We start from the raw sequence: 24,127 nt of genomic DNA on the forward strand, positions 1-24,127 counted from the left end.
TGACAACCGGCCGCCCCGGCAACCTCGTGCCGGGGCGGCCGCGTCGTGCCGCATATGACACACGACATGGTTGCCACGCTGCGCCCGCTCCTCGCCGCCGAGGCCTCGGCCGAGGCCTATGCGTCCGGCGCCGAGCAGAGCGACCTGGAACAGGCCGTCTGGCTGCGCCTTCTGGAACGACTCGAGAAGGACCGCCCACCCGTGGACCCGCAGGGGTGGCTGCGCCGCGCCGTGCGCTCCGAGGCCCGCCGCAGCCGCCGTACCGCACGCCGTGAACTGCCGTACGGCTCCGAACCCGCCGACGACCGAGGGGCGGGCCCCGAGCAGGAGGCGATGACCGCCGACCGCCGTCGCACGCTGCACGCCGCCGTACGCCGCCTGCCCGGCCGCTGCCCGAACCTCATGGCGGCGCTGCTGTCCCCGGAGGACCTCACCTACCGGGAGATCGCAGGGGAGTTGGGTATCTCACAGGGCAGCCTTGGCCCGGAACGTTCCCGATGTCTGGGATGTCTGCGGCGATTGCTGACGGCGGAGGTTGCGGCTCGCTGACGGCGGGGATAGGAGTGAGGGACAACCGGCAGAACAGGTGAGCGGGAGGCATGCACACATGGGCATGAGCGTGACCATCTCGGGGGCGACCGAACAGGACGCCGAGCAGATCCTCAAGCTGCAGTACCTCTGCTACCAGAGCGAGGCCGAGCTGTACGGCGACTACGGCATCGAGCCGCTCACGCAGCCACTCGACTCCCTCAAGGCGGAACTGGCGGGCGGCACCGTCCTGGTGGCCCGGCTCGGGGAAGAGGTGGTGGCCTCGGTCCGCGGCGCCGTGGACGCCGACGGCACGGCCCGCATCAACAAGCTCATCGTCCACCCGCGCATGCAGCGCCACGGGCTCGGCGGACGCCTGCTCGCCGCGATAGAGGCACAACTCGCCGCGGACGGCGCGGCCAAGTCCTTCGAGCTCTTCACGGGCCACCGCAGCGAGCGCAACCTCCGCCTCTACCGCAAGCACGGCTACGCGCCGGTCTCCCAGGAGCGCGTCGACGACCGGCTGACGCTGGTGACGCTGGCGAAGGGCGCCGACGCGGGCGCGTTCGCGGCGAGCGCGTAGCGAACTCCGCCGCGTGGCGCGCCCCGTAAGGCGTGCGGGACATCCTGCGGCTCCGCCGCGCATGCGCGGCCGGCCACAGACGGGCGGCCCGCAGTCCGGGCGCCTGCGGCGGTGCCTTCAGCCGTTGCTCCGGTCCGCCCGGCGGTCCGGCCGGTCCGGCCCGGCCGTCAACGCGCCGTCGAACGCGCCTTGCGCAGCCAGTACATCGCCGACAGCGGCAGCAGCACCGGGATGAACAGATAGCCCATCCCGTAGTCCGACCACACCGTGGCGTCGGGGAAGGCGGACGGGTCCGCCAGCGTCCAGGTCCCGACGATCAGCACACCCGCGAGCTCGGCGGCGCAGCACACCAGCGCCGCCTTGCGGGCCCTCTCGCCGCCCCGCACGAGCGAGTACGTGATGAAGCCATAGATGACACCCGCGACCGCGGACAGCGAGTAGGCGAGCGGGGCCTTGTCGAACTCCGTGGAGATCTGCACGGCCGACCGTGAGACGGCGCCGACGACCATCACGCCGTACAGCCACACCAGCAGCATGCCGGGGCCGCCGATGAGCCGGGTCCGCTTCTGCCGCGTTTCCTCGGGCACCGTCTGCGTCCCGCCGGGCACCGTCTTCCGCGGCTCCTCGGGCGCGGTCCCGTTCTCCTCCGTGGCCGCCATCTCAGCCTCCCCAGATGTCGTAGAGCCGCACCTCGAGGACGGCGAGGACGATCCCGCCGGCCGCCGCCGTGACCGAACCCCAACGGGTGCGCTCCGCCAGCGACATGAAGCCCGCGGCCGGAACGCACGCGAAGGCGCCGAGCAGATACGCCACGAAGATCGTCGTGCCCTGCTCCGGCTTCTCGCCGCGCGCCAGCTGAACGATGCCGATCACCAGCTGGATCACGGCGAGCAGCGACACCACGGCCATGCCGATGAAGTGCCAGTCCTTCGTGGGCTGATCACGGTAGGCGGCCCAGCCGCACCAGGCGGCGAGCGCGAGCGCGGCGACGGAGGTGGCGACCGTCAGGGCATCAAGCATGCCGCGACCCTATTACGGGCCAAAAGACCCGATGCCCTCGCCCCCGGGCTGCCCCGTAGGGTCGAGGCCATGAAGATCCACGCTGAAGCCCTGCTGTTCGACAACGACGGAACGCTCGTCTCGTCCCTCGAGTCGGTGAACCGCTGCTGGACGCTCTGGGCGCGGGAGTACGGAATCACGGCCGAGGACTTCGCCTCGATCGAACTGCACGGCCGTCCCGTCGTCGACATAGCAGCCGACCTGCTGCCCGCCGGCCTCGTCCCCGAGGCACTCGCGCGCATCGAGCAGTTGGAGGTCGACGACGTACCGGGCGGGGTCGAGGCGCTGCCCGGCACCCTCGCCCTGCTCGACTCCCTGCCCTCCCCCACGTTCGGCTGCGCTCGCGCGGGGGGACCCCCATCCGCTGGGCCGTCGTCACCTCCGCGACCCGCCGCCTGGCCGAGGCCCGGCTCGGCGAGGTCGGCATCCGCCCCAAGACGCTGATCGCCGCCGACGACATCACCCGCGGCAGGCCCGACCCCGAGCCCTACCTCTTCGCCACCCGCGAAATGGGCGTCGAACCGGCCCGCTGCGTCGTCTTCGAGGACGCCCCCGCCGGTCTCCAGGCCGGCCGCGCCGCCGGCATGACCACCGTGGCGTTGGCCACAACTCACCAGGCCCACGAACTGGACGCCGACCTCGTGGTCACCGACCTCTCGGCCCTGTCCGTACTGGTCACAGGCTCCGGAGTGGAGATCTCCGTCCGCGAATGACGGGCGTCCACGGCTGTCCGCCATGTGGACAGCGCTGGCAGGCCCCAGCTGTGGGTCTGCTTTACTTGCGCACATGACCAACACGAGCAGCCGCACCCTTGCGACCGAGGCGACCATGACGCCCGGTGCTCGTTGTATGTGTCGAATGTGCGCCTTCTAGAGGGCCCCCGCACCAACGCCTGGTCTCGCGCCCCGAAGCGAGACGGCCGCCTCCTGTCCGTACCGCGTACGTGACCCGGGCTGCCCCGCGCACACGTTCTCCCCGGTTCCATCGCCATCGCGAGAACCGTGCCGCGTTCCCGACCGAATGCACCCGTGCCTGGCGCACACCCACGCCCTGCACTCGACAGTGACGGAAACCCCAGTGATCACGACAACGGGCCTCACCAAGGTCTACCGCTCGCGCGGCCGCGAGGTCACCGCCCTCGACGGCGTCGATCTGCACGTCCGCGAAGGCGAGGTGTACGGCGTCATCGGCCAGTCCGGCGCCGGCAAGTCCTCGCTCATCCGCTGCGTCAACCTCCTGGAGCGTCCCACCTCCGGAACGATCACCGTCGCCGGGCAGGATCTCACCGCTCTGGCCGGCCGCGGACCCCGCGCGGGCAAGGAACTGCGCAAGGCGCGCAGCCACATCGGCATGGTCTTCCAGCACTTCAACCTGCTGTCCTCGCGCACCGTCCAGGACAACGTCGAGCTGCCGCTCGAGATCCTCGGCGTCTCCGGCAAGGAGCGCTCCCGCAAGGCGCTCGAACTGCTCGACCTGGTCGGCCTCTCCGACAAGGCGAAGGCCTACCCCGCGCAGCTCTCCGGCGGTCAGAAGCAGCGTGTCGGCATCGCCCGCGCCCTCGCCGGTGACCCGAAGGTGCTGCTCTCCGACGAGGCGACCAGCGCCCTCGACCCGGAGACCACCCGCTCCATCCTCCAGCTGCTGCGCGACCTGAACCGGCAGCTGGGACTGACGGTCCTGCTCATCACCCACGAGATGGACGTCGTCAAGACCATCTGCGACTCGGCCGCGCTCATGGAGAAGGGCCGCATCGTCGAGTCCGGCACCGTCAGCGAACTGCTCGCCACGCCCGGCTCCGAGCTGGCCTCCGCGCTCTTCCCGGTCAGTGGCGACGCTTCCGGCGACGACCGCACCGTCATCGACGTGACCTTCCACGGGGAGGCGGCGACCCAGCCCGTCATCTCGCAGCTCTCGCGCACGTACAACATCGACATCTCGATCCTCGGCGCCGCGATGGACACCGTCGCCGGCAAGCAGGTCGGCCGGATGCGCATCGAACTGCCCGGCCGTTACGAGGAGAACGTGGTGCCGATCGGCTTCCTGCGCGAGCAGGGCCTGCAGATCGATGTCCAGGGCCAGGAGCCCGTTCTGGTGAAGGATGGTGCCAAGTGACCTGGTCCGAGATGCAGCCGCTGCTGTCCCAGGCGTGTTGGGACACGTTCTACATGGTCGGCTGGTCCACCCTCATCGCGATCGTCGGCGGTCTGCCTCTCGGCGTCCTGCTCGTCCTCACCGACCGCGGCGGACTCCTCCAGAACGTCGTCGCGAACAAGGTCATCGGCCAGATCGTGAACATCGCCCGCTCGATGCCGTTCATCATCCTGATGGTCGCGCTGATGAGCTTCACGCGCTCGATCACGGGAACCACGATCGGGCGCGAGGCGGCGATCGTGCCGCTCGCCATCGGCGCGATCCCGTTCTTCGCGCGACTCGTCGAGACGGCTGTCCGCGAAGTGGACGGCGGACTCGTCGAGGCCGTGCAGTCGATGGGCGGCAACATCTGGACCGTCGTCCGCAAGGTCCTCGTACCGGAGTCCATGCCGTCGCTGATCTCCTCCGCGACCACCACCGTCGTCGCCCTCATCGGGTACTCGGCGATGGCCGGCACGGTCGGCGCCGGCGGCCTCGGCGACATCGCGATCCGCTATGGCTACCAGCGCTTCGAGACCGGACTCATGTGGATCACCGTGGCGGTTCTCGCCGTGGTCATCTCCGTCATCCAGTTCGCCGGCGACTACGCCGCCCGCGGCCTGCACCGGCGCGGCGGGCACTCCGGTGCCGCGCCCAAGCTGCGGCTGCTCAAGGCGAAGACGCCCACCGGTGAGGGCGTGACGCCCACCGCCGAGGTCGCGACGGCTGAGGTCTCCAAGGTCTCCTGACCACCCCCGAACTCCTCCCCGTACCACCCCCGAATTCCCCGTACCACCCCAGACGGGGCCGTTCCACCCATAAGGAAAGGCACTTTTCGTGCGTAACACCGCCAAGATCACCACCGCGGTCCTCGCCGCCGGAGCCCTCACCTTCGGGCTCACCGCCTGCGGCTCGGACAAGGACTCCGCCTCCTCCGACACCAGCGGTCCGCTGATCGTCGCCGCCAGCCCGGTCCCGCACGCCGAGATCCTCACCTACGTCAAGGACAACCTGGCGAAGACGGAGGGCCTCGACCTGGAGGTCAGGGAGTTCACCGACTACGTGACGCCGAACACGGCGACCGAGGACGGCTCCGTGGGCGCCAACTACTTCCAGAACCAGCCCTACCTCGACGACTTCAACAAGAAGAACGGCACGAACATCGTGCCCGTCGTCACGGTGCACCTGGAGCCGCTCGGCCTGTACTCCCACAAGGTCAAGAGCGCCGACGCCCTGAAGAGTGGTGCGACGATCGCCGTCCCGAACGACAGCGTCAACGAGGCGCGCGCCCTCAAGCTGCTCGACGCCAACGGGATCATCACGCTCAAGGACGGCGTGGGCAACGAGGCGACCCCCTCGGACATCGCCAAGAACCCGAAGAACCTCAAGTTCAAGGAGCTGGAGGCGGCCCAGACCCCGCGCTCCCTGGACGACGTCGACGCCGCGGTGATCAACGGCAACTACGCCATCGAGGCCGACCTCAACCCCGCCAAGGACGCCCTCGTCCTGGAGTCCGCGAAGGACAACCCGTACGGCAACTTCCTCGCCGTCAAGAAGGGCAACGAGGACGACCCGCGCGTGAAGAAGCTCGCCAAGCTCCTGACTTCGCCCGAGGTCAAGAAGTTCATCGAGAGCAAGTACGCCGGCTCCGTCATCCCGTCGTTCTAGTCCGATGTAAAGAAGTTCATCGAGGACAAGTACAAGGGATCGGTCCTGCCGGTCACCGCCGGCTGACGGCCCTTCTCACCGCACGGGGTCCACTCCATCACCCGGTGGGGGTCCCCCACGCCCTTCGGGCAGTGGGGGACGACCCCGTGGTGCAGTTCAGTGCTTTCATGCTGCATGCTGGGCAGTTCAACGGGCCGACCGGTTTCCCGCGGCCCCGAAGTCCCGACGGTTACGGAGCGGCGCATGACGAGCACCTTCCCCGACATCTCCATCAGCACGGAGCGGTTGGTCCTGCGTGCGCTCGACGAGGACGACGTACCCGCGCTGGCCGAGATGATGAACGACGAGATGGTGGCGGCCTGGACGTCGGTGCCCCAGCCCTTCACCGAGGAAGGCGCCCGCACCTGGATCACCGAGTACGCGCCCACGGAACGCACGGAGGGCCGCGGACTCGACCTCGCCGTCACCGAGTTCCTCACCCAGCGCCTGGTCGGCGTCATCCAGCTCGGCAAGACGAACTGGCACGTACGGTCCACCGAACTCTCGTACATCATCGCCCCCTGGGCGCGCGGCGAGGGCTACGCCTCCGAGGCGGCGCTCGCCACCGCCCGATGGCTCTTCGGCGACCAGAAGTTCGAGCGCATCGAACTGCGTACGGCCGCCGACAACACCGCCTCGCAGCAGGTCGCCCAGAAGCTGGGCTGTATCAGCGAGGGCGTCCTGCGCAACGCCTGCATAGCCCGCACCCGTACCGAGGACGGAACCTGGGTCGACGTGCGCACCGACTTCATCGTATGGAGCCTGCTCCCGGAGGACCTCGAAGGAGTCGGCGAGCAGCTCGCCGACTCCGGTGGATTCACGTCGTACTCCGACTGGAACTGAGAACCACGGGAGCCTCGACCAGGGACTCGGGAGTCCCGCGCCACCTCCGCGGGACCGCTCCCACGCCCCGGAGCCCGTCGCTGCGCCGTCCGGCCGCACCAGGTACCCTCACGGAGCCCGCCCCGACCGTGGGCTGCCCCTGACGACCTGCGTAAACCTTCTGGAGACTGACGACGATGGCCGACCGGGTCACGGTGATCGGCTGGGACGGCTCGCCGCTGACTGCCGCGGCGCGCTCGGCGCTCGGTGCCGCCACGCTGGTGGCCGGCGCGGGCCACCACCTCGCGCTCCCCGAGGTGCCCGCGGCCGCCGAACGCATCCGCCTCGGCAGCGTCGCCCTCGCCGCCCGCCGGATCGCGAACCACCGGGGCACCGCCGTCGTCCTCGCCGACGGTGACCCGGGCTTCTTCGGAGTCGTACGTACCCTGCGAGGCCCCGAGTTCGGCCTGGAGGTCGAAGTCGTGCCCGCCGTCTCCTCGGTGGCCGCCGCCTTCGCCCGCGCCGGAATGCCCTGGGACGACGCACAGGTGGTCGTCGCACATGCCCGCACCCTGCGACGCGCGGTGAATGTATGTCGCGCCCACACTAAGGTCGCTGTCCTCACCTCTCCCGGCGCCGGCCCCGCCGAACTCGGTCTGCTCCTCGAAGGAGTGCACCGCACCTTCGTCATCTGCGAGGAACTCGGCACCGCCCGCGAACGCGTCACGATCCTCACCTCCGACAAGGTCGCCGACCACACCTGGCGCGACCCCAACGTCGTCATCGTCATCGGCGGCTTCGTGGCCGCGGCCGAGGGCGGCGGCTGGACCGCCGGTCGCGACCCCGGCAGCGGACCGCGCGGCTGGGCGCTGCCCGCCGAGGCGTACGGAGGTGCGCTCGGCGAAGGCGAAACGGATCTGCTGCGCGCCGCCCAACTCGCCCGCCTGGGCCCGCGCGTCGGCGACCTCGTCTGGGACATCGGCTCCGGCAGCGGCGCCTTCGCCACGGAGGCCGCGCGCACCGGCGCCGCCGTCCTCGCGGTCGACCGCAACCCGGGCTCCTGCGCCCGCACCGAGGACTCCGCGCGCCGCTTCGGCGTCCAGATGCAGATCGTGCAGGGCACCGCGCCGCATGTCCTGGAGAACCTTCCCGAGCCCGACGTCGTACGCGTCGGGGGCGGGGGAGCGGCGGTGGTCTCGGCCGTCGCCGACCGCCGTCCGCAGCGCATCGTGACGCACGCCGCGACCCGCGACGCGGCCGAACTCATCGGCCGGGACCTGACGGAGCACGGCTACCAGGTCGAGTGCGCCCTCATCCAGTCCGTCGAACTCGACACGAGGGCCTGGACGGAGAAGGAACGGAGCGTTGCGTTCCTCATCGCCGGACGCCTGCCTGATCGCGCCCCGTGATCCTGTCGTCATACCGCGCGCGGTAGGCTGGCCGATCGTTGTACCGCTCCCGGGGGGTCGGCCTTTCGTAGGTCAATGTCCGGAAAACGCGCCCGTTTTGAGGCGTGTGTGGTACGGCAGAAGCCGGAGGACGCGCAACGTGGCGCAGTCCACAGCGGGGCCTCGCGGATCAAGGTGACGCGGAGGCGGGACGACCGGGACAATGCCAGTTAATGGCTTTGTCGTCTTTCTGGGCCGGTCATTCGTGCCGCTGGGCACGCACGCTCGTTCTTGACTGTGGGGCGGTCGGTGCGCCGTTCCGGGCGAGCTGGACTTGGAAGCACTAACCGATGGGCGAGGGGTACGCATGACCGACACCGGCCAGGTCCCGGGCGAGGGACTGCCGGAGAACGCAGGCATGGTGGAGCAGCCGGGCGTCACCGCGCCGGGCGCGTACACCTTCCTCGACCCCTCCGAGAACCCCGCCGAAGACGACGACCTGCTCCTGATGCCCGGAGCGCAGGGCGCGTGGGGCAACGAGGTGCCGCCGCCTGCCCCGGTGCCGTTCGTCCACGAGCCGGGTCCGCACGAGCCGGGTCCGCACGAGACGGCCGGGCGCGACAGCGGCTCCGTCGACCTCGGCGCTGTCCGCATGCCGAGTCCCGCGCCCGCCCCGCAGCCGACGCCGCCACGCCGCCCGCTGCACCTGGGCCCGCCGACGCCCGACGGTTCGTCGAGCCCGGTGCGCTCGCTGGCCGACCGCGGCCCGGCGGGCGCGCCGGTGAGCCCCGCTCCCGTCGCCCCGGCGCCCGCGGCCGCTCCCGTAACTCCCGTACGGCACGCGGGTCCGCCGACGGTCGGGCCCGAGTACCTCGATGTCTCGCAGTTCGGCGAGACCCCGCCGCAGGGCGCGGTGCCGTGGGGCGCTCCGCCGGTCGCCTCCGAGGCGGCGGGCGCAGAAACGGTCGTCCCGGAGGCCGGGCAGACGCCTGCGCCCGTGATGGCCCACGAGGTCCCGGGTGCCGCTGAGGCGCCGCGGGGCGCGGAGGCCGCTCCGGTGGAGGCGGCCCAGGCGGGGGTCGCCGAGGTCCAGCCGCCCGTGCACGCGGTCCAGGTCGCGGAGGGTTCGTTCGCCCCGCAGGGCGCCCCCCAGGGCCCCGCGGAAGCGCAGGCTCCCGAGGCCGTGCCCGCCCTGGACGGCTCGCTCGACCCGCGGGCCGCGCATGCCGGACAGACTGCGGACGCGACGCCCTTGCCTGCGGCGTCGGCGGCACCGGAAGCACCGGCGACCCCGGAGTTTCCCCACGCCCTCCACGCGGCCGACGCCACCGAGTTCCCCGGACACGCAGGCGGCGACGTCCACGTCCACGTATCCGCGCACGAGGCCGCACCGGCGCGGATCCCGGCGGACGGCGAGCACTTCACGCCCGCTCAGGCGGCGCACGACGCCCCGCAGCAGATCGCCGACCCGGCTGCCGTCGCCCCGGCCGCCGTCGACCAGATCGCCGTCGCCCCGGCCGCCTACGGAGCCGATGGAGCAGCCGCGGCCGAGCCCGAGGCCCAGGTCCCCGCCCAGGCCCACCAGTTCGGGAACCCCGGTGTCCATATCCCGGAATCTGCCGCCCAGTTCGCGGACGCGCGATCTCACGCGGAGGCCGCGCCGCCGCTCGCGGAGCACGCGCCGCACGTTCGCGCCCCCGCGCAGGCAGCGCTCACTGTGGACGCGGACGCCTCGTACGGCGGTGTGGTCCCCGGCCTGGAAGCCTTCCCGGCCCAGCAGTTCGCGGATCCGGCCGCCTTCGCCGCGACCGACGCCGCCGAGGAGTCGCACGGAGTGCCGGTTGGGGTGACCGCCCACGCGGAGGCCCCCCAGGCGTCCGTGGGCGGGTCCCACGGCGAGCAGCACTTCCCCGGTGCCGGGGACGCGGCAGGTGCGTCCGGGCTCCCAGGCGCTCCTGTGGAGTCTCACGCGGACCACAGCCTCGGCCAGTTCGTCCCCGTGGAGGGCACGGTGCCGACGACTCCGCACCTGGCCCCGACCCCGCCGCACGCCATGACCGTGCCGCCCCTCCCCGTTGAGGAGCAGCCCACGGCCGAGGAGCCCGCGGAGGAGGCGATCGCGATGGCGCCCGCCCCCGCCGAGGAGATCGTCGACCAGAACGCGGACCAGATCACCGAGCAGCTCACCGAGCAGCTCACCGAGCAGGTCACCGAGGAGCCCGCAGAGGAGCCCGCCGAGCGATCCTCGGAAACTGCCGCGCAGAGCCCCGCCGCCGAAGCGGAGCCGATCGCTCCGCCCGTCGTACCGGCGCCCCGCGAACCCGAAGCCGAAACCGAGACACCCCTCGTGCCGGAGCCGCCCGCCGCGGCCCCGGAGCCCGTAGTCGCACAGCAAGCGGATGACCTGGACACCCAGGGCGCCGACCAGGAAGAGAGCACGGCCGCAGTGGAAGACGTACGAGAGTCCACCGGCCCGGCGGCACCCGGATACGGCGACGCCGAGCGCGAGGCCGTGCTGCGCGTGATGCGCGAGCGCCGCGACATCCGCAACGGCTTCCGCAGCGACCCGATCCCGCACGACGTCCTGCTCCGCGTGCTGGAGGCCGCGCACACCGCGCCGTCCGTCGGCCACTCCCAGCCCTGGGACTTCGTCGTCATCCGCTCCGCCGAGACCCGGCGGTCGATGCACGAACTGGCGACCCGTCAGCGCGAGGCGTACGCGAAGTCGCTGCCCAAGGGCCGTGCGAAGCAGTTCAAGGAACTGAAGATCGAGGCCATCCTCGACACCCCGGTGAACATCGTCGTCACCGCCGACCCGACCCGCGGCGGCCGCCACACCCTGGGCCGTCACACCCAGCCGCAGATGGCCCCGTACTCCTCCGCGCTCGCGGTCGAGAACCTGTGGCTCGCGGCCCGCGCCGAGGGCCTCGGCGTCGGCTGGGTCAGCTTCTTCGACGAGCGCGAGATGGTCCGCGCCCTCGGCCTCCCCGAGCACCTCGAAGTGGTGGCGTACCTCTGCGTCGGCTACGTCGACGAGTTCCCGGACGAGCCCGAGCTGATGCAGGCCGGCTGGTCCAAGCGCCGCCCGCTGTCCTGGGTCGTGCACGAGGAGACGTACGGCCGTCGCGCCCTGCCCGGCGAGGAGCCGCACGACCTGCTCGCCGAGACGGTCTCCAACATCCGCCCGCTCGACGCCAAGGCGCTCGGCGAGGCGTGGGAGCGCCAGAAGCGGATGACCAAGCCCGCAGGTGCGCTCGGCATGCTGGAGATCATCTCCGCACAGCTGTCGGGCCTGTCCCGGATGTGCCCGCCGCCGATCCCGGAGCCGGCCGCCGTCGCGATCTTCGCGGGCGACCACGGCGTGCATGCCCAGGGCGTCACCCCCTGGCCGCAGGAGGTCACCGCCCAGATGGTGGCCAACTTCCTCGGCGGCGGCGCGGTCTGCAACGCCTTCGCCAACCAGGTGGGCGCCGAGGTCTGCGTCGTCGACGTGGGTGTCGCCTCCGACCTCCCCGCGACCCCGGGTCTTCTGCCGCGCAAGGTCCGCGCGGGCACCGCCGACATGACGACGGGCCCCGCGCTGACCCGCGAGGACGTCATCGCGGCGATCGAGGTGGGCATCGAGACCGCCCGCGACCTGGTGGCGGCGGGCAACAAGGCGCTGCTGACCGGCGAAATGGGCATCGCCAACACGACGGCGTCCGCTGCCCTGATCTCGGTCTTCACGGGCACCGACCCGTCCGAGGTGACGGGCCGGGGCACCGGCATCAACGACGAGACCCTGGCCCGCAAGACCGAGGTCGTACGCCGCGCCATCGAACTCCACCAGCCGGACCCCGCCGACCCCATCGGCGTCCTCGCGGCCATCGGCGGCCTCGAACACGCCGCCATGGTCGGCCTCCTCCTCGGCGGCGCCTCCCTCCGTACGCCGGTGATCCTGGACGGCGTCAGCGCCGGCGCCGCCGCCCTCGTGGCCCGCGCTATCGCCCCCGAGGCCCTCGCGGCCTGCATCGCGGGCCACCGCAGTGCCGAGCCCGGCCACGTGGCCGCCCTGAACAAGCTGGGCCTGCGCCCGCTGGTCGACCTGGACCTCCGCCTGGGCGAGGGCACGGGCGCGTTGCTGGCACTCCCGGTCGTGCAGAGCGCGGCGAGGGCGATGCACGAGGTGGCGACCTTCGATTCGGCAGGGGTGACCGAGAAGTAAGTGCCGCGGCTGTGGGCAGTCGTTCCTCCCCAGTGCCTTAAGGGCCTGGGAGGTATCCCCAGCGGCGGAACGGGTGGGCACAGCCGCCCACAGCCCGCAGACGAACGGGGGGTCCGGGGGCGCAGCCCCCGGTTTCGGGAAGGGGCTGGGCTTGGGGAAAGAAACCCCACCCAGCCCAGCCCCCCACCCGCCCCGCACCCTAAAATCCGCATGTCAGGGGCAACTCCAGAGCCGTAGGGGCCCCGCCCAGCAAAGCCCCGCACGAGGAGCCGCACCGCCATGGCCGAACACCCCGCCTACCCCGTAGGCCTCCGCCTCACCGGCCGCCGCGTGGTCGTCCTCGGCGGCGGCCAGGTGGCCCAACGCCGCCTCCCGGCGCTCATCGCGGCAGGCGCGGACATCCACCTCGTATCCCCGCAGGCGACCCCGTCCGTCGAGGCGATGGCCGACGCGGGCGAGATCACCTGGACGAAGCGCCCGTACGAGGACGGCGACCTCGCCGACGCCTGGTACGCGCTGATCGCCACCAGTGACCCCACGGCGAATACCGCGGCCTCCGCCGAGGCGGAGCGGCACCGCGTCTGGTGCGTCCGCTCCGACGACGCCGACGCGGCGACCGCCTGGACCCCGGCCACGGGCCACAGCGCGGGCGTGACGGTGGCGGTCCTCACGACGGAGGCCAAGGGCCGCGACCCCCGCCACACCGCCGCGATCCGTGACGCCGTGGTGGAGGGCCTCCGCGACGGCACCCTGGTGGCGCCGCACCACCGCACCCGCACGCCGGGCGTCGCCCTGGTCGGCGGCGGCCCCGGCGACCCGGACCTGATCACCGTCCGCGGCCGCCGTCTGCTCGCCGAGGCCGACGTGGTCATCGCGGACCGCCTCGGCCCGCGCGATCTGCTCGCCGAACTCCCGCCGCACGTCGAGGTGATCGACGCGGCGAAGATCCCGTACGGCCGTTACATGGCCCAGGAGGCCATCAACAACGCGCTGATCGAGCACGCGAAGCAGGGCAAGTCCGTCGTACGACTCAAGGGCGGTGACCCGTTCGTCTTCGGCCGCGGCATGGAGGAGGCCCTGGCGCTCGCCGAGGCGGGCATCGCCTGCACGGTCGTCCCCGGCATCTCCAGCTCGATCTCGGTGCCGGGCGCGGCCGGCATCCCGGTCACCCACCGGGGTGTCGCGCATGAGTTCACCGTGGTCAGCGGGCATGTCGCGCCCGACGACGAACGGTCACTCGTCGACTGGGCGTCCCTGGCGAAGCTGCGGGGCACGCTCGTCGTCCTCATGGGCGTCGACAAGATCGGCAAGATCGCCGAAACCCTCGTCGCGCACGGAAAGCCGGCCGACACCCCCGTGGCCCTCGTCCAGGAGGGCACGACCGCCGCGCAGCGCCGCGTCGATGCGACCCTGGCGACGGTCGCCGAGACCGTACGCACCGAGGACGTGAAGCCCCCGGCGGTGATCGTCATCGGCGAGGTCGTGAACGTAGGCCCCGGACTTCACAAGTAACCACGGGTAACCCAACCCGTCCCCAGCCGTTGGCACCGCATCCAGGACAAGGCAGTATCACCCTGTGGCCGATCTCATCACCATTGAGAACCCCGACGACCCGCGTCTGCGCGACTACACGGGCCTGACCGACGTGGAGTTGCGCCGCAAGCGCGAACCCGCCGAGGGCCTGTTCATCGCCGAGGGCGAGAAGGTCATCAGACGGGCCAAGGACGCCGGGTACGAGATGCGCTCGATGCTGCTCTCCGCCAAGTGGGTCGACGTCATGCGCGACGTCATCGACGAACTCCCGGCCCCGGTGTACGCCGTCAGCCCGGAGCTGGCCGAGCAGGTCACCGGCTATCACGTGCACCGCGGTGCGCTCGCCTCCATGCAGCGCAAGCCGCTGCCGGCGGCGGAGGAACTCCTGCGGTCCGCGCGCCGGGTGGTCGTCATGGAGTCGGTCAACGACCACACCAACATCGGCGCGATCTTCCGCTCGGCCGCCGCCCTCGGCATGGACGCGGTCCTGCTCTCCCCGGACTGCGCCGACCCGCTTTACCGCCGGTCCGTGAAGGTCTCCATGGGCGCGGTCTTCTCGGTCCCGTACGCGCGTCTCGACACCTGGCCCAAGGGCCTGGAGTCGGTCCGCGACGCCGGCTTCACGCTGCTCGCCCTCACGCCGGACGAGAAGGCGAAGTCCCTCGACGAGGCCGCCCCGCACCGTATGGACCGCGTCGCGCTGATGCTCGGCGCGGAGGGCGACGGCCTCTCCACGAAGGCCCTGATGGCGGCGGACGAATGGGTCCGCATCCCCATGGCCCACGGCGTCGACTCCCTCAATGTAGGCGCGGCGGCCGCGGTGGCCTTCTACGCGGTGACCACGGGGCGCCCGCAGGGCTAGGCGCCCGCGCCCCGTCAACAGCAGGGGGCGTTGGCGCGACCCATCACGGACGACCGTGGTCAACGCTCCGTGCTCAGCCGTTCCGTCGGCAGCGGCTCGTAGGTGCGCACCTGCCGTACGTCCTGGCCGGCACCCCCGTGATGCAGCCCGCGCGCGGGCCCTTGGCACCCCTGCGCCGCGGCGATGCCGAGGGCGACGAGCAGCGTCACCACGACGAACACGAAGAGCCGCTGGCGCAGCAGCCGCGGGTTGGCGGGCCGCCGCCCGGTGCCCGTGGTCCGGGGCGCGGAACGCCCGGTACCGCTGCGGGGCGCGGGCCTGTTGCCGGTGCGGCCGGTGTTCCGGGCGGGCGCGGGGCGCGCACCCGGCCGTGTGCCGCCGTTCGTCCCGCCCGTGCGCGGCGGGGGAGTGCCCTGCGGACGCCGCTGGGTGCGCTGCTCGGCCAGGCGTCCCGTCGGCCGGTCGGGATCCGTGCGCGGCGCGGGCGGCCGTACATCCCCCATGCCCTGTGCCTCGCGGGCCGCGATCTCCTTGAGCCGCAGGGACAGTTGGAGGGTGCTGGGCCGCTCCTCGGGGTCCTTCGCCAGACACGCCCGTACGAGCGGAGCCAGGGCGTCCGGAACACCTTGCAGTTGGGGCTCCTCGTGCACCACCCTGTAGAGCATCACTTCCGAACTGCCGTGCCCGAAGGGCGAGTCCTGGGTCGCCGCGTACGCGAGCGTGGCCCCGAGCGCGAACACGTCCGTGGCCGGGGTGACGGCAGCTCCGCGCACCTGCTCGGGGGCGAGGAAGCCGGGCGAGCCGACGGCCGTACCGACGTGCGTCAGTGTCGAGGCGCCCGTCGCCCAGGCGATGCCGAAGTCGATGATCCGCGGCCCCTTCGGGGACAGCAGGATGTTGGACGGTTTGAGATCCCGATGGACGACCCCGGCCTCATGCACGGCGACGAGCCCCTCGGAGAGGGCGGCACCGACGGCGGCGACGTCGGCGGCCGACAGCGGGCCCTCCTCGGCGACCTTGTCGTGCAGGGAGGGACCCGGCACGTACTGCGTGGCGAACCACGGCCGTTCCGCCTCCAGATCCGCGGCGACGAGCCGCGCCGTGCAGCCGCCCCTGATGCGCCGGGCCGCAGAAACCTCGCGGGCGAACCGCGACCGGAACTCCTGATCCTCCGCCAGATCCGGTCGGATCACCTTCAGTGCGACCCGCTGGCCACGCCGGTCGGAGCCCAGGTAGACAACGCCCATCCCGCCCGCGCCGAGCCGTCTGTGAAGCCTGAACGAGCCGACGACACGCGGGTCCTCGCGCCTCAGGCGCATCATCGCCATGTCCATCCCCGCTGCCCGGTCCATTTGACGAGCCACAGCTTACGTTTCCGCGGCCGGGGGCGCGCAGAGGCCGCGCCCTCTCGGCCCGATCGATTGTCAGTGCCGGGTGCGAAACTTGAGAGGTGGTCAGGGAGCGTGCGATCAGGACGGCTTTGGGCTGCCTGTGATCCCAACCCTCCGTCGCAGAAGGGGGATTGAGCCCGTGAAGGGTGACCGTGTGGAGATAGTCGTGGACGCCGGTGACACGACGCGTACGTACGAGGTGGTGGCGAGCAGGGCGGGCCGCCGGGTGGAGACGGCGGTACGCCGAGGTGTCGTGGAAGTGAGCGAAGTCACCCGAAGCGGTTCGGTGGTGCGAACCGCCCGTTTCATGGCGACCCGGGTGCTGGCGCTGGTGGAGCAGCCGGTCCCCAGGGAGGACAGCTCGGAACGGTCCGGGGACGCAGGACGCCCCCTCCGGGAAGACCCTGAGACCTAGGTCCTCATCTCCACCCAGCGGAGTACACCGCCGGTCATCGCTCATCCTCCGGGAGGCCCGCCAATCGGTACGAGGGCATGACGCCCCAGCACCGCGGCGCGCCTAGATTTGAGGTCAAGCGGCGGGTGCAGCACTCGTCCCCCGAGGTCAGACACCCGCCGCTGCCAACACAACAGAAGCTCGGTCAGGAGAGGACCATGGCCCACACGGCATCGCGGACAGCGCTCCGCACGCAGGGACGCAAGGCGTACGGCGCCGCGTTCGGCACCCGCCGCCAGGGCCGGCGCCACCCGCTGGTGGCGACAGCGATGGTCCTGCCCCTGGCGGCCCTGCTCGTAGTCGCCTTCGGCGGCTGGGAAGCGGTGGTCACACAAGCGTCGTCCGTGGGCGTGATGCTGGGGCGCTGAGCGGCGCCCCAGGCCCGGAAGAGCGGTCCGGGCGGGGACATCCGGCCATGAAACCCCGTGGGGACGGGGGTGCGGCGGACGGCACAAATGCCCGCGCAGCTGGGGAGCTGCGCGGGCATTTACGTCTTTTTGCGCCTGAACCGGCGCCGCTCTCGCGGACCTGGTTGCTCGCCGTCGTGGTTCCTGAATTGATGGTTGCGGTGCGTGGGGGGTTTGTAGCCGTAGCTGCGGGCGCTCGCGCCGCTGAGGGCGGCTGCCCACCCCTGCGTCCTGGCTGCGGGCAGTCGTGCCGCTGGGGCGGCACGGGTGGGCGCAGCGGCACCCTGCAAGCGCAGGTAAGCGCACCCCCCTCGAGTTCAGCACCCACGCCGGGTACCGCCCGCCCGCCCGGGTGCTCCTATGTGCCCACGGCGGGGCCCCAACGCCGGGCCCCCAACGCCAGGCACCCCCAACGCCGGGGGCTCCCATGCCCGGGTACCCACACACCCGCCCCGGGCCCCCCAAACCCCCGGCCCCCCCACCCCCGTACGCTCACCCCCAGACCCGTACCCCAGAAGGACCCGTGAGCGCCAACTCCCTGCTCCCCGCACTCACCGCAAAGACCCGCCTCGAAGCTCACCCGGCGCCGGGGATGGCGGCGACGATGACGGCGACGGCCCCCTGCCCCTGCGGGACCATGGACAAGGTCCTCGCCGACCGCGACGACGGCACCGTCGTCCGCCACGGCGACACGGTGGCCAAGGCCCACGCCCCCGGCACAGACCCCACCGAACTCTCCCGCCGCCTGGCGGCCACCACGCACCCCGCCCTCCGCGGCATCCTCCTCACCCCACTCAGCCCGGCCCCCGTCGCCCTCCACGGCCGCCAGGTCACCTTCTGGCCGTACGGCAGCCCCGTAGACCCGGAGAACCCGGACGCGGCCCCCTGGGAGGCCGCCGCCACCCTGCTGGCCCGCCTGCACCGCACCCCCGCTCCGCACGGCCTGCCGCCCATGCGCGGCCCCCGCAAGGCGGCCACCGCGATCGCCCGGCTCAGGGCGGCCGGCCCGCACCCGGCCGCCGCCCCCGTCCTGCGCGCCTGGGCCGGCCTGCCCGCCTGGGCCCGCGCCGAGGCCCCGATGCCGGAGGCCACGACCCTGTGCCACGGGGACCTGCACCTCGGCCAGCTCGTCCGCCACCCCGCGCCGGCCGGCCCCTGGCTTCTCATCGACGTCGACGACCTGGGCGTCGGCACTCCGGCCTGGGACCTGGCCCGCCCGGCCGCCTGGTATGCATGCGGTCTGCTCCCGCCCGACGAGTGGCTGCGCTTCCTGACCGCCTACCGGCGCGCGGCCGGGCCGGCCGTCCCCGCCGACGGCGACCCCTGGCCCGCCCTCGACGTCGCGGCCCGCGCCCTCACCGTGCAGACGGCGGCCCTGGCCATCGCCAAGTCCGCCGCCGCCGGGCAGCCGTTGGACGAGGTCCAGCAGGCCGTCATCGACGCCTGTGACCGAATGGGCACCGCCCCGCCCGAGTTGGCGCACGGTTTGCCGACGTAGGGTGCAACCGACCGAAGCCGGACAGAGTCTGTCCTGGCGGAAGCAGTACCGACCGGCGAGGAGTTGAGCCGAGCATGCAGTGTCCGAAGTGCCATGCGCCGATGAACACGTACAACCGCAATGGCGTCCAGATCGAGCAGTGCAGCGGCTGCCGCGGGATATTCCTGGACTACGGCGAGCTGGAGGCGCTGACCCGCCTGGAGTCGCAGTGGTCGCAGCCCGCCCCGCCTCCGCCCGCCCCGGGTGCCTACCCCTCCGCTCCCGCGCCCGCCTGGGGCGCCCCGCAGCACGGCGGACACGGAGGTCACGGCGGTCACTACGGCGGCCACCACCGCCAGAAGAGCTTCGGCCGGATGCTCTTCTCGTCCTGATCCCGTCCTGAGGACGACGAAGCCCCCGACCGTACGAGACGGCCGGGGGCTTCGGCTGGTGCGCGATACTGGGATTGAACCAGTGACCTCTTCCGTGTCAGGGAAGCGCTCTCCCGCTGAGCTAATCGCGCAGGTCGCGCGGCCGGAGCCACACTTGCTGCTGGTACTGCGTGCGCGATACTGGGATTGAACCAGTGACCTCTTCCGTGTCAGGGAAGCGCTCTCCCGCTGAGCTAATCGCGCGGGTTCGGATCTCTCCGGAACTGCTGGAAGATCCAGTGGACGATACTGGGATTGAACCAGTGACCTCTTCCGTGTCAGGGAAGCGCTCTCCCGCTGAGCTAATCGTCCTTGGAGGTGGAGACGGGATTTGAACCCGTGTAGACGGCTTTGCAGGCCGTTGCCTCGCCTCTCGGCCACTCCACCAGGAGTGTAGGGGTTCGGGACGATCCCCCACTTCCTGCGAGCGGACGACCAGGTTCGAACTGGCGACCTCAACCTTGGCAAGGTTGCGCTCTACCAACTGAGCTACGTCCGCTTGTCGTTTCCGTTTCGCTTGCGCGTCCCGGCGACGTGTTGAACTCTAGCGGATTCCGGGGCCAGCACAAAAACGCGTTTGTGCAGCGTGCTGCGCTCTGTCTGCCCGAGGGTCCGCCCAAGGACACGGTCAGGGCACCCGCACGTCACCCGCCCTAGACTCGACTGCGTGCTCGATCTCCCTCCTCTCGCCCGCTTCGGCGGCCTCGTCGCGACCGGTCTCCGCGACGTCACCAGCGATCCCGCGGCCTTGGACTCTACGGGTTTCTGGGCCGTCTCGGCCGACTTCGAAGGGCGTCTGATCTGCGCCCGCTTCGGAGACGTGCGAGAGGAGCCGGTTCCCGCGCCGGTACCTGGGCGGTGGCGGGGGCCCTCGGCAGGTGACTGGAAGTCGTCCCTCGACCGCGCCGCGTACACCGCGGGCGTACGCCGCATCCGCGAGCACATAGCCGCCGGCGAGGTCTATCAGGCCAACCTCTGCCGTGTGCTCTCCGCGCCCGTCGCCCCCGACGCCGACGTCGACGCACTGACCGCGCTGCTCGCCCGCGGCAACCCGGCGCCGTACGCGGGAACGATCCGCCTGCCCGGCCACGGCGTCGAGATCGCCACCGCGTCCCCCGAACTCTTCCTGAGCCGCGGCGGCCGGGTCGTCGAGTCGGGCCCGATCAAGGGCACCGGACGCACCGAGGCGGACCTCCTGGAGAAGGACTACGCCGAGAACGTCATGATCGTGGACCTCGTCCGCAACGACATCGGCCGGGTCTGTGCCACCGGCACCGTGACCGTCCCCGACCTGTGCGTCGTCGAGAAGCACCCGGGCCTCGTCCACCTCGTCTCCACCGTCCACGGCGAACTGCGCTACGACGTCGGCTGGCCCGAGCTCCTCGCCGCCGCCTTCCCGCCCGGCTCGGTCACCGGCGCCCCCAAGTCCAGCGCCCTGCGGATCATCGAGGCTCTGGAGACCGCGCCCCGCGGCCCGTACTGCGGAGGCATCGGCTGGGTCGACGCCGACCGCGGCACCGGAGAGCTCGCCGTCGGCATCCGCACCTTCTGGATCGACCGCGAGGAAGGGGTCCTGCGGTTCGGGACGGGCGCGGGCATCACCTGGGGCTCGGACCCCGAAGGGGAGTGGCGGGAGACCGAACTGAAGGCCTCCCGACTGCTCGCGGTAGCGTCGGGGACGTACGAGGCGAGCGGGGAGACCCTGACGAGCTGTGTCCATCCAGCGGACGCAGCGGGCGACAGGGGCTCCGCCGTGGGCCGGCCCCCCGGCCGAAAAGACACCTCGGACGACGCATCCGGCACATTCCTGCGAGGTAGACACCAGTGAAGCTTTGGCTCGACGGCGAGCTGCAGGAGATCGAGACCGCCCGCGTCTCCGTCTTCGACCATGGACTGACCGTCGGCGACGGCATCTTCGAGACCGTGAAGGCGGTCGACGGGCGGCCGTTCGCGCTGACCCGCCACCTCGACCGGCTGACCCGCTCGGCCCGCGGCCTCGGCCTGCCCGACCCCGACCTCGACGAGGTGCGCCGCGCCTGCGCCGCCGTCCTCGAGGCCAACCCGATGCCGCTCGGCAGGCTCCGCATCACGTACACCGGCGGCCACGGCCCGCTCGGGTCCGACCGCGGCGAGCACGGCCCGACCCTGGTCGTCGCCCTCGGCGCGTCCGCCCGGCGCCCCGACTCCACCGCCGTCGTCACGGTCCCCTGGACCCGCAACGAGCGCGGCGCCCTCACGGGCCTCAAGACCACCTCGTACGCCGAGAACGTCGTCGCCCTGGCCCGCGCGCGCGAACAGGGGGCGACCGAGGCGCTGTTCGCCAACACGGTCGGTCAGCTCTGCGAGGGAACGGGGTCCAACGTCTTCGTCGTCCTCGACGGCGAGATCCACACCCCGCCGGTCGCCTCCGGCTGCCTCGCCGGCATCACGCGCGCGCTCACCGTCGAGTGGACCGGCGCCAAGGAGACCGACCTGCCGCTGGACGTCCTGGAGCGCGCCGACGAGGTCTTCCTGACCTCCACGCTGCGGGACGTACAGGCCGTGCACCGCGTCGACCGCCGTGAACTCCCGGGCGCGCCGGGCCCGGTGACCGCCAAGGCGATGCGCATCTTCGACGAGCGGGCCGGGGACGACCTCGATCCGTAGGGATCGCCGCTCAATATCCGGATGACGGCACGCCCTCGGGCGGGTAGAACACCCCTGATGACCACCACCCTGCGGCCGGTCGAGCCGCTTCAGCACGCCGTCGACGGGACGCGCTCGCGCCGCTTCCAGGTATGTGTCAACAGCCGTCCCGTGGGCGAGATACACCTCGCGACGGGCTCCCGCTTCGGGCCGTCCGTCGCCAAGATCCACGAGCTCCGCATCGAGGAGCCGGACCGCCGGCGCGGCCGGGGCACGGTGGCCGCGCTCGCCGCCGAGGAGGTGGCCCGCGGCTGGGGGTGCCGGCAGATCGAGGTGGCCGTCCCCGGCAACGCCGAGGCCGGGCTCAGACTCACCAAGGCGCTCGGATACGTCACCCGCAACCGCCGCATGGAGAAGGCGCTCGACGGCACCCCGCCCGGCCTTCCCGAGGGGAGCGTCGGGCGCCCCATGACGCGGGCCGAGTACGACGCCTGGGACGGGCACGCCAGGGAGGGGTACGCGCAGGACTGGATCCGGCGCGGCGTGCCGGAGGCCGAGGCGTACGCCAAGTCGAACCGGGACCACGACCAGTTGCTGCCGCAGGGGCTCGCCACCGAGAACACGCACTTCAGCGTCCTGGAACACGAAGGCACGCCGGTCGGCGACCTGTGGCTGGGGGAGCACTTCGGGCACGCCTACGTCTACAACGTCGAGGTCCACGCGGCCCATCGGGGCCGGGGCCACGGCCGTACGCTCATGCTGCTCGCCGAAGCCCAGGCGGTGTCCGCCGGCGAGAACCGCATCGGTCTCAACGTCTTCGCGGGCAACGCCCCGGCCGAGCGGCTCTACGCGTCACTCGGCTACGAGACGACGACGTACTTCCTGTACAAGGACCTGCTTTGAAGTTCTCTCCCGGATGAATCCGGGAGATTCTCCCCTGGATCGCTCCGGGGAGTTTGACAGGTCATGCCTGTCCAGCGACGACCCTTCCGGCCGCAGGAGCAAGTACGGGACTCACTCGGATTGTTGGGGACTTGGTTGTCGCCCCCGACGATGCACTGAGCGTACCAAATGCATTACGGAGTGATGCGGCGGTGCTGTGCATTGTCCGTTGCAGTGGTCCACAGTCGTCGTCCGCTGTCGGGGGCGGCGTCACTGCTCCTGGTCGGCCAGCAGCCGGTCGGTGATCTCCTCGATGCGCTCGCGCAGGCCCTCCTGGCTCTTGCCGCCGTCGAGGCGTTCGCCGCCGATGACGTACGTCGGGGTGCCGGTCACGCCGATCGCCTTGCCCTCGGCCTGGTCGGCGTCGACGATCAGCATGTGCCGGCCGTCGATCAGGGCCGTGTCGAACTCCTCGGCGTCCAGGCCGAGTTCACGGGCCACCTCGACCAGGAAGGGTTCTCCCTTATGGTCCAGCTCCTCGACGCGGCCGAGTACGGCCTCGACGTACGGCCAGGCCTTGCCCTGTTCCGCGGCCTCCTCGGCGGCCTGTGCGGCGGCGAAGGCGTGCTTGTGCCTCTCCAGGGGGAAGTGCCGCATCCGCAGCTCCAGACGGTCGCCGTAGCGGGCACGCAGCTCGCGCAGGTCGGCTAGGGCGCTGCGGCAGTCGGGGCACTGGAGTTCGCACCAGACGTCCAGGACGACGGGGAGGGTGGCGGAGGAGTCGTTCATGGAGACCAGTCTCCCAGCCACGGCGGTCGCGGCCCAACCGGGACCGGGGGCGTGCCTTCGTCACTCCGGCCGGGATCGACGAGGACCAGCTGGATCGACGAGGACTGATCAGGCGCTCGGACGACCGGGACCTGGGGAGGACGCCGACCCGGAGATGTCCCTGAGGTGCACCCGGAGCATGGCATATCGGGCGTCGGGCGGTGCAGGATGGAGGGGACGAACGGACCCTGCCCGACCGAGCCCTGCCTGGAGGACCGGATGATTGCCGAGACAGTCTGTTCAGCCGTCTCCGCGGCCGGCCTGGGCATCGCCGCGATCACGGCCTACCGCAAGCGCTTCCTGGCGGCCGTCCGCATCGCCGCCTACTCGCTCGTGCCGATCGGCCTGGTGATGACCGGGGTGGTCGAATGGCTGGCCGACACCGCGTTCAGCCCGACCGCGTGGGCCGGCTTCGCCGTGCTTGCCGTCTCCTGGCTGTTGTTCATGACCACGCGGGTTGTTCAGCGGCGTCGGGGCGGGACACGGAAGGAACGCAAGGCGGCGGCGAGGGCCGCTCAGCGCGAGGCGGTGGCCCCCTCGGCCTCGGTGCCCTCGCTGGCCCCGAGCACCCGCCCGGCCGCCGGTCCCACGACGACGTCTCGTGCCACCGGCTCCGGGGACGACTTCAGCGACATCGAGGCCATCCTGAAGAAGCACGGCATATGACCGGCTGAAACACGCAAGGGTTCGCGGGCGCTTCGCGGAGTGCGCCGAAGCGTTCATGTTCGAGCGCCTCCGTCACATGATCGAGCGAACTCCCGTACATTCCGGGCGTGTTGATCGCGCGAGGGGTGTCGGCTGCGCCATCATCGCCGC

22 protein-coding genes, 5 tRNA genes and 1 pseudogene are annotated in these 24,127 nt (G+C 71.7%); 19 read left to right on the top strand and 9 right to left on the bottom strand.

Features of this window, described 5'->3' with window-relative positions:
- Positions 1-54: 54 nt before the first annotated feature.
- Both C4B68_RS33045 and C4B68_RS33050 read left to right on the top strand, forming a co-directional pair.
- Complete coding sequence (locus C4B68_RS33045) at positions 55-549, top strand: RNA polymerase sigma factor (protein ID WP_099500178.1); 495 nt, start codon at positions 55-57, stop codon at positions 547-549.
- A gap of 58 nt (positions 550-607) precedes the next feature.
- Positions 608-1,111, top strand: a complete 504-nt coding sequence (locus C4B68_RS33050; RefSeq protein ID WP_099500179.1) for a GNAT family N-acetyltransferase — start codon at positions 608-610, stop codon at positions 1,109-1,111.
- 167 nt (positions 1,112-1,278) lie between these two features.
- Here the strand turns inward: C4B68_RS33050 and C4B68_RS33055 are convergent, their stop codons facing one another.
- Both C4B68_RS33055 and C4B68_RS33060 read right to left on the bottom strand, forming a co-directional pair.
- Positions 1,279-1,647 (bottom strand): hypothetical protein, encoded by a 369-nt coding sequence (locus tag C4B68_RS33055; protein ID WP_099500466.1) that lies wholly within the window; start codon positions 1,645-1,647, stop codon positions 1,279-1,281.
- A 124-nt stretch (positions 1,648-1,771) separates the two neighbouring features.
- Positions 1,772-2,131: a hypothetical protein gene (locus C4B68_RS33060; RefSeq protein WP_099500180.1), complete on the bottom strand. Its 360-nt coding sequence runs from the start codon at positions 2,129-2,131 to the stop codon at positions 1,772-1,774.
- A 69-nt stretch (positions 2,132-2,200) separates the two neighbouring features.
- Here C4B68_RS33060 and C4B68_RS33065 point away from each other — a divergent pair.
- The 9 genes and pseudogenes from C4B68_RS33065 to C4B68_RS33110 all read left to right on the top strand — a co-directional run bounded on the left by C4B68_RS33065 (position 2,201) and on the right by C4B68_RS33110 (position 14,816).
- Positions 2,201-2,883: pseudogene (locus tag C4B68_RS33065) on the top strand (HAD family hydrolase).
- A 364-nt stretch (positions 2,884-3,247) separates the two neighbouring features.
- On the top strand, positions 3,248-4,282 hold the full coding sequence (locus C4B68_RS33070; protein ID WP_240634555.1) for a methionine ABC transporter ATP-binding protein: 1,035 nt from the start codon (positions 3,248-3,250) through the stop codon (positions 4,280-4,282).
- Positions 4,279-5,049: a methionine ABC transporter permease gene (locus C4B68_RS33075; protein ID WP_099500182.1), complete on the top strand. Its 771-nt coding sequence runs from the start codon at positions 4,279-4,281 to the stop codon at positions 5,047-5,049. Before C4B68_RS33070 ends, C4B68_RS33075 begins: the two co-directional genes overlap by 4 nt.
- 88 nt (positions 5,050-5,137) lie before the next feature.
- The gene (locus C4B68_RS33080) at positions 5,138-5,968 is read left to right on the top strand and encodes a MetQ/NlpA family ABC transporter substrate-binding protein (protein ID WP_099500183.1); all 831 of its coding nucleotides are present in this window, start codon (positions 5,138-5,140) and stop codon (positions 5,966-5,968) included.
- Between the two features lie 243 nt (positions 5,969-6,211).
- Complete coding sequence (locus C4B68_RS33090; protein WP_099500185.1) at positions 6,212-6,850, top strand: GNAT family N-acetyltransferase; 639 nt, start codon at positions 6,212-6,214, stop codon at positions 6,848-6,850.
- Between the two features lie 176 nt (positions 6,851-7,026).
- A complete protein-coding gene (gene cbiE, locus C4B68_RS33095) occupies positions 7,027-8,238 on the top strand; it encodes a precorrin-6y C5,15-methyltransferase (decarboxylating) subunit CbiE (protein WP_099500186.1) in 1,212 nt (403 codons plus the stop codon).
- A 346-nt stretch (positions 8,239-8,584) separates the two neighbouring features.
- Positions 8,585-12,421 (top strand): nicotinate-nucleotide--dimethylbenzimidazole phosphoribosyltransferase, encoded by a 3,837-nt coding sequence (gene cobT / locus C4B68_RS33100; protein ID WP_099500187.1) that lies wholly within the window; start codon positions 8,585-8,587, stop codon positions 12,419-12,421.
- Between the two features lie 279 nt (positions 12,422-12,700).
- Positions 12,701-13,933, top strand: coding sequence for a uroporphyrinogen-III C-methyltransferase (gene cobA / locus C4B68_RS33105; protein ID WP_099500188.1), 1,233 nt, complete (start codon positions 12,701-12,703; stop codon positions 13,931-13,933).
- 64 nt (positions 13,934-13,997) lie between these two features.
- On the top strand, positions 13,998-14,816 hold the full coding sequence (locus C4B68_RS33110; RefSeq protein WP_099500189.1) for a TrmH family RNA methyltransferase: 819 nt from the start codon (positions 13,998-14,000) through the stop codon (positions 14,814-14,816).
- Positions 14,817-14,875: 59 nt separating this feature from the next.
- Here the strand turns inward: C4B68_RS33110 and C4B68_RS33115 are convergent, their stop codons facing one another.
- Positions 14,876-16,150: a serine/threonine-protein kinase gene (locus C4B68_RS33115; RefSeq protein WP_167459336.1), complete on the bottom strand. Its 1,275-nt coding sequence runs from the start codon at positions 16,148-16,150 to the stop codon at positions 14,876-14,878.
- Positions 16,151-16,346: 196 nt separating this feature from the next.
- On the opposite strand from C4B68_RS33115, the gene C4B68_RS33120 reads away from it, so the two are divergent.
- The 4 genes from C4B68_RS33120 (at position 16,347) to C4B68_RS33140 (ending at position 18,937) form a co-directional block, all read left to right on the top strand.
- Positions 16,347-16,622, top strand: a complete 276-nt coding sequence (locus C4B68_RS33120; RefSeq protein ID WP_099500191.1) for a hypothetical protein — start codon at positions 16,347-16,349, stop codon at positions 16,620-16,622.
- Positions 16,623-16,819: 197 nt separating this feature from the next.
- Positions 16,820-17,029 (top strand): hypothetical protein, encoded by a 210-nt coding sequence (locus C4B68_RS33125; RefSeq protein WP_099500192.1) that lies wholly within the window; start codon positions 16,820-16,822, stop codon positions 17,027-17,029.
- A 562-nt stretch (positions 17,030-17,591) separates the two neighbouring features.
- Positions 17,592-18,566, top strand: coding sequence for an aminoglycoside phosphotransferase family protein (locus C4B68_RS33135; protein ID WP_180289195.1), 975 nt, complete (start codon positions 17,592-17,594; stop codon positions 18,564-18,566).
- Between the two features lie 74 nt (positions 18,567-18,640).
- Complete coding sequence (locus tag C4B68_RS33140) at positions 18,641-18,937, top strand: TFIIB-type zinc ribbon-containing protein (protein ID WP_099500194.1); 297 nt, start codon at positions 18,641-18,643, stop codon at positions 18,935-18,937.
- A gap of 56 nt (positions 18,938-18,993) precedes the next feature.
- On the opposite strand, the gene C4B68_RS33145 is transcribed toward C4B68_RS33140, so the two are convergent.
- The 5 genes from C4B68_RS33145 to C4B68_RS33165 all read right to left on the bottom strand — a co-directional run bounded on the left by C4B68_RS33145 (position 18,994) and on the right by C4B68_RS33165 (position 19,475).
- A tRNA-Val gene (locus tag C4B68_RS33145) sits at positions 18,994-19,068 on the bottom strand.
- Positions 19,069-19,108: 40 nt separating this feature from the next.
- A tRNA-Val gene (locus C4B68_RS33150) sits at positions 19,109-19,180 on the bottom strand.
- 36 nt (positions 19,181-19,216) lie between these two features.
- Positions 19,217-19,288, bottom strand: a tRNA-Val gene (locus C4B68_RS33155).
- Between the two features lies 1 nt (position 19,289).
- Positions 19,290-19,363 (bottom strand) — tRNA-Cys (locus tag C4B68_RS33160).
- Between the two features lie 39 nt (positions 19,364-19,402).
- Positions 19,403-19,475 (bottom strand) — tRNA-Gly (locus C4B68_RS33165).
- A 168-nt stretch (positions 19,476-19,643) separates the two neighbouring features.
- Here C4B68_RS33165 and C4B68_RS33170 point away from each other — a divergent pair.
- Genes C4B68_RS33170 through C4B68_RS33180 form a run of 3 tightly spaced genes read left to right on the top strand, consistent with a single transcriptional unit; the run spans position 19,644 to position 22,504 of the window.
- A complete protein-coding gene (locus C4B68_RS33170; RefSeq protein ID WP_099500195.1) occupies positions 19,644-20,804 on the top strand; it encodes a chorismate-binding protein in 1,161 nt (386 codons plus the stop codon).
- Positions 20,801-21,622, top strand: a complete 822-nt coding sequence (locus C4B68_RS33175) for an aminotransferase class IV (RefSeq protein WP_099500196.1) — start codon at positions 20,801-20,803, stop codon at positions 21,620-21,622. Before C4B68_RS33170 ends, C4B68_RS33175 begins: the two co-directional genes overlap by 4 nt.
- A gap of 57 nt (positions 21,623-21,679) precedes the next feature.
- Positions 21,680-22,504 carry a GNAT family N-acetyltransferase gene (locus C4B68_RS33180; RefSeq protein WP_099500197.1) on the top strand — a complete coding sequence of 275 codons (825 nt, stop codon included), beginning with the start codon at positions 21,680-21,682 and terminating at the stop codon, positions 22,502-22,504.
- Between the two features lie 249 nt (positions 22,505-22,753).
- Here C4B68_RS33180 and C4B68_RS33185 read toward each other — a convergent pair whose 3' ends face one another.
- Positions 22,754-23,272 (bottom strand): DsbA family protein, encoded by a 519-nt coding sequence (locus C4B68_RS33185; RefSeq protein ID WP_099500198.1) that lies wholly within the window; start codon positions 23,270-23,272, stop codon positions 22,754-22,756.
- 258 nt (positions 23,273-23,530) lie between these two features.
- Here C4B68_RS33185 and C4B68_RS33190 point away from each other — a divergent pair, with 258 nt between their 5' ends.
- The gene (locus C4B68_RS33190; RefSeq protein WP_099500199.1) at positions 23,531-23,977 is read left to right on the top strand and encodes a hypothetical protein; all 447 of its coding nucleotides are present in this window, start codon (positions 23,531-23,533) and stop codon (positions 23,975-23,977) included.
- The last annotated feature ends 150 nt before the right edge of the window (positions 23,978-24,127 follow it).

The sequence above is a fragment of the Streptomyces dengpaensis genome (assembly GCF_002946835.1).
GTDB lineage: Bacteria > Actinomycetota > Actinomycetes > Streptomycetales > Streptomycetaceae > Streptomyces > Streptomyces dengpaensis.

What these genes read in the sequence shown, in the direction of transcription:
- C4B68_RS33045 (WP_099500178.1), top strand. Translation starts at nt 55, where the DNA reads ATGACACACGACATGGTTGCCACGCTGCGCCCGCTCCTCGCCGCCGAG.
- C4B68_RS33050 (WP_099500179.1), top strand. Translation starts at nt 608, where the DNA reads ATGGGCATGAGCGTGACCATCTCGGGGGCGACCGAACAGGACGCCGAG.
- C4B68_RS33055 (WP_099500466.1), bottom strand. Translation starts at nt 1,647, where the DNA reads ATGCTGCTGGTGTGGCTGTACGGCGTGATGGTCGTCGGCGCCGTCTCA.
- C4B68_RS33060 (WP_099500180.1), bottom strand. Translation starts at nt 2,131, where the DNA reads ATGCTTGATGCCCTGACGGTCGCCACCTCCGTCGCCGCGCTCGCGCTC.
- C4B68_RS33090 (WP_099500185.1), top strand. Translation starts at nt 6,212, where the DNA reads ATGACGAGCACCTTCCCCGACATCTCCATCAGCACGGAGCGGTTGGTC.
- cbiE (WP_099500186.1), top strand. Translation starts at nt 7,027, where the DNA reads ATGGCCGACCGGGTCACGGTGATCGGCTGGGACGGCTCGCCGCTGACT.
- cobT (WP_099500187.1), top strand. Translation starts at nt 8,585, where the DNA reads ATGACCGACACCGGCCAGGTCCCGGGCGAGGGACTGCCGGAGAACGCA.
- cobA (WP_099500188.1), top strand. Translation starts at nt 12,701, where the DNA reads ATGGCCGAACACCCCGCCTACCCCGTAGGCCTCCGCCTCACCGGCCGC.
- C4B68_RS33115 (WP_167459336.1), bottom strand. Translation starts at nt 16,150, where the DNA reads ATGGACATGGCGATGATGCGCCTGAGGCGCGAGGACCCGCGTGTCGTC.
- C4B68_RS33125 (WP_099500192.1), top strand. Translation starts at nt 16,820, where the DNA reads ATGGCCCACACGGCATCGCGGACAGCGCTCCGCACGCAGGGACGCAAG.
- C4B68_RS33140 (WP_099500194.1), top strand. Translation starts at nt 18,641, where the DNA reads ATGCAGTGTCCGAAGTGCCATGCGCCGATGAACACGTACAACCGCAAT.
- C4B68_RS33180 (WP_099500197.1), top strand. Translation starts at nt 21,680, where the DNA reads ATGACCACCACCCTGCGGCCGGTCGAGCCGCTTCAGCACGCCGTCGAC.
- C4B68_RS33185 (WP_099500198.1), bottom strand. Translation starts at nt 23,272, where the DNA reads ATGAACGACTCCTCCGCCACCCTCCCCGTCGTCCTGGACGTCTGGTGC.
- C4B68_RS33190 (WP_099500199.1), top strand. Translation starts at nt 23,531, where the DNA reads ATGATTGCCGAGACAGTCTGTTCAGCCGTCTCCGCGGCCGGCCTGGGC.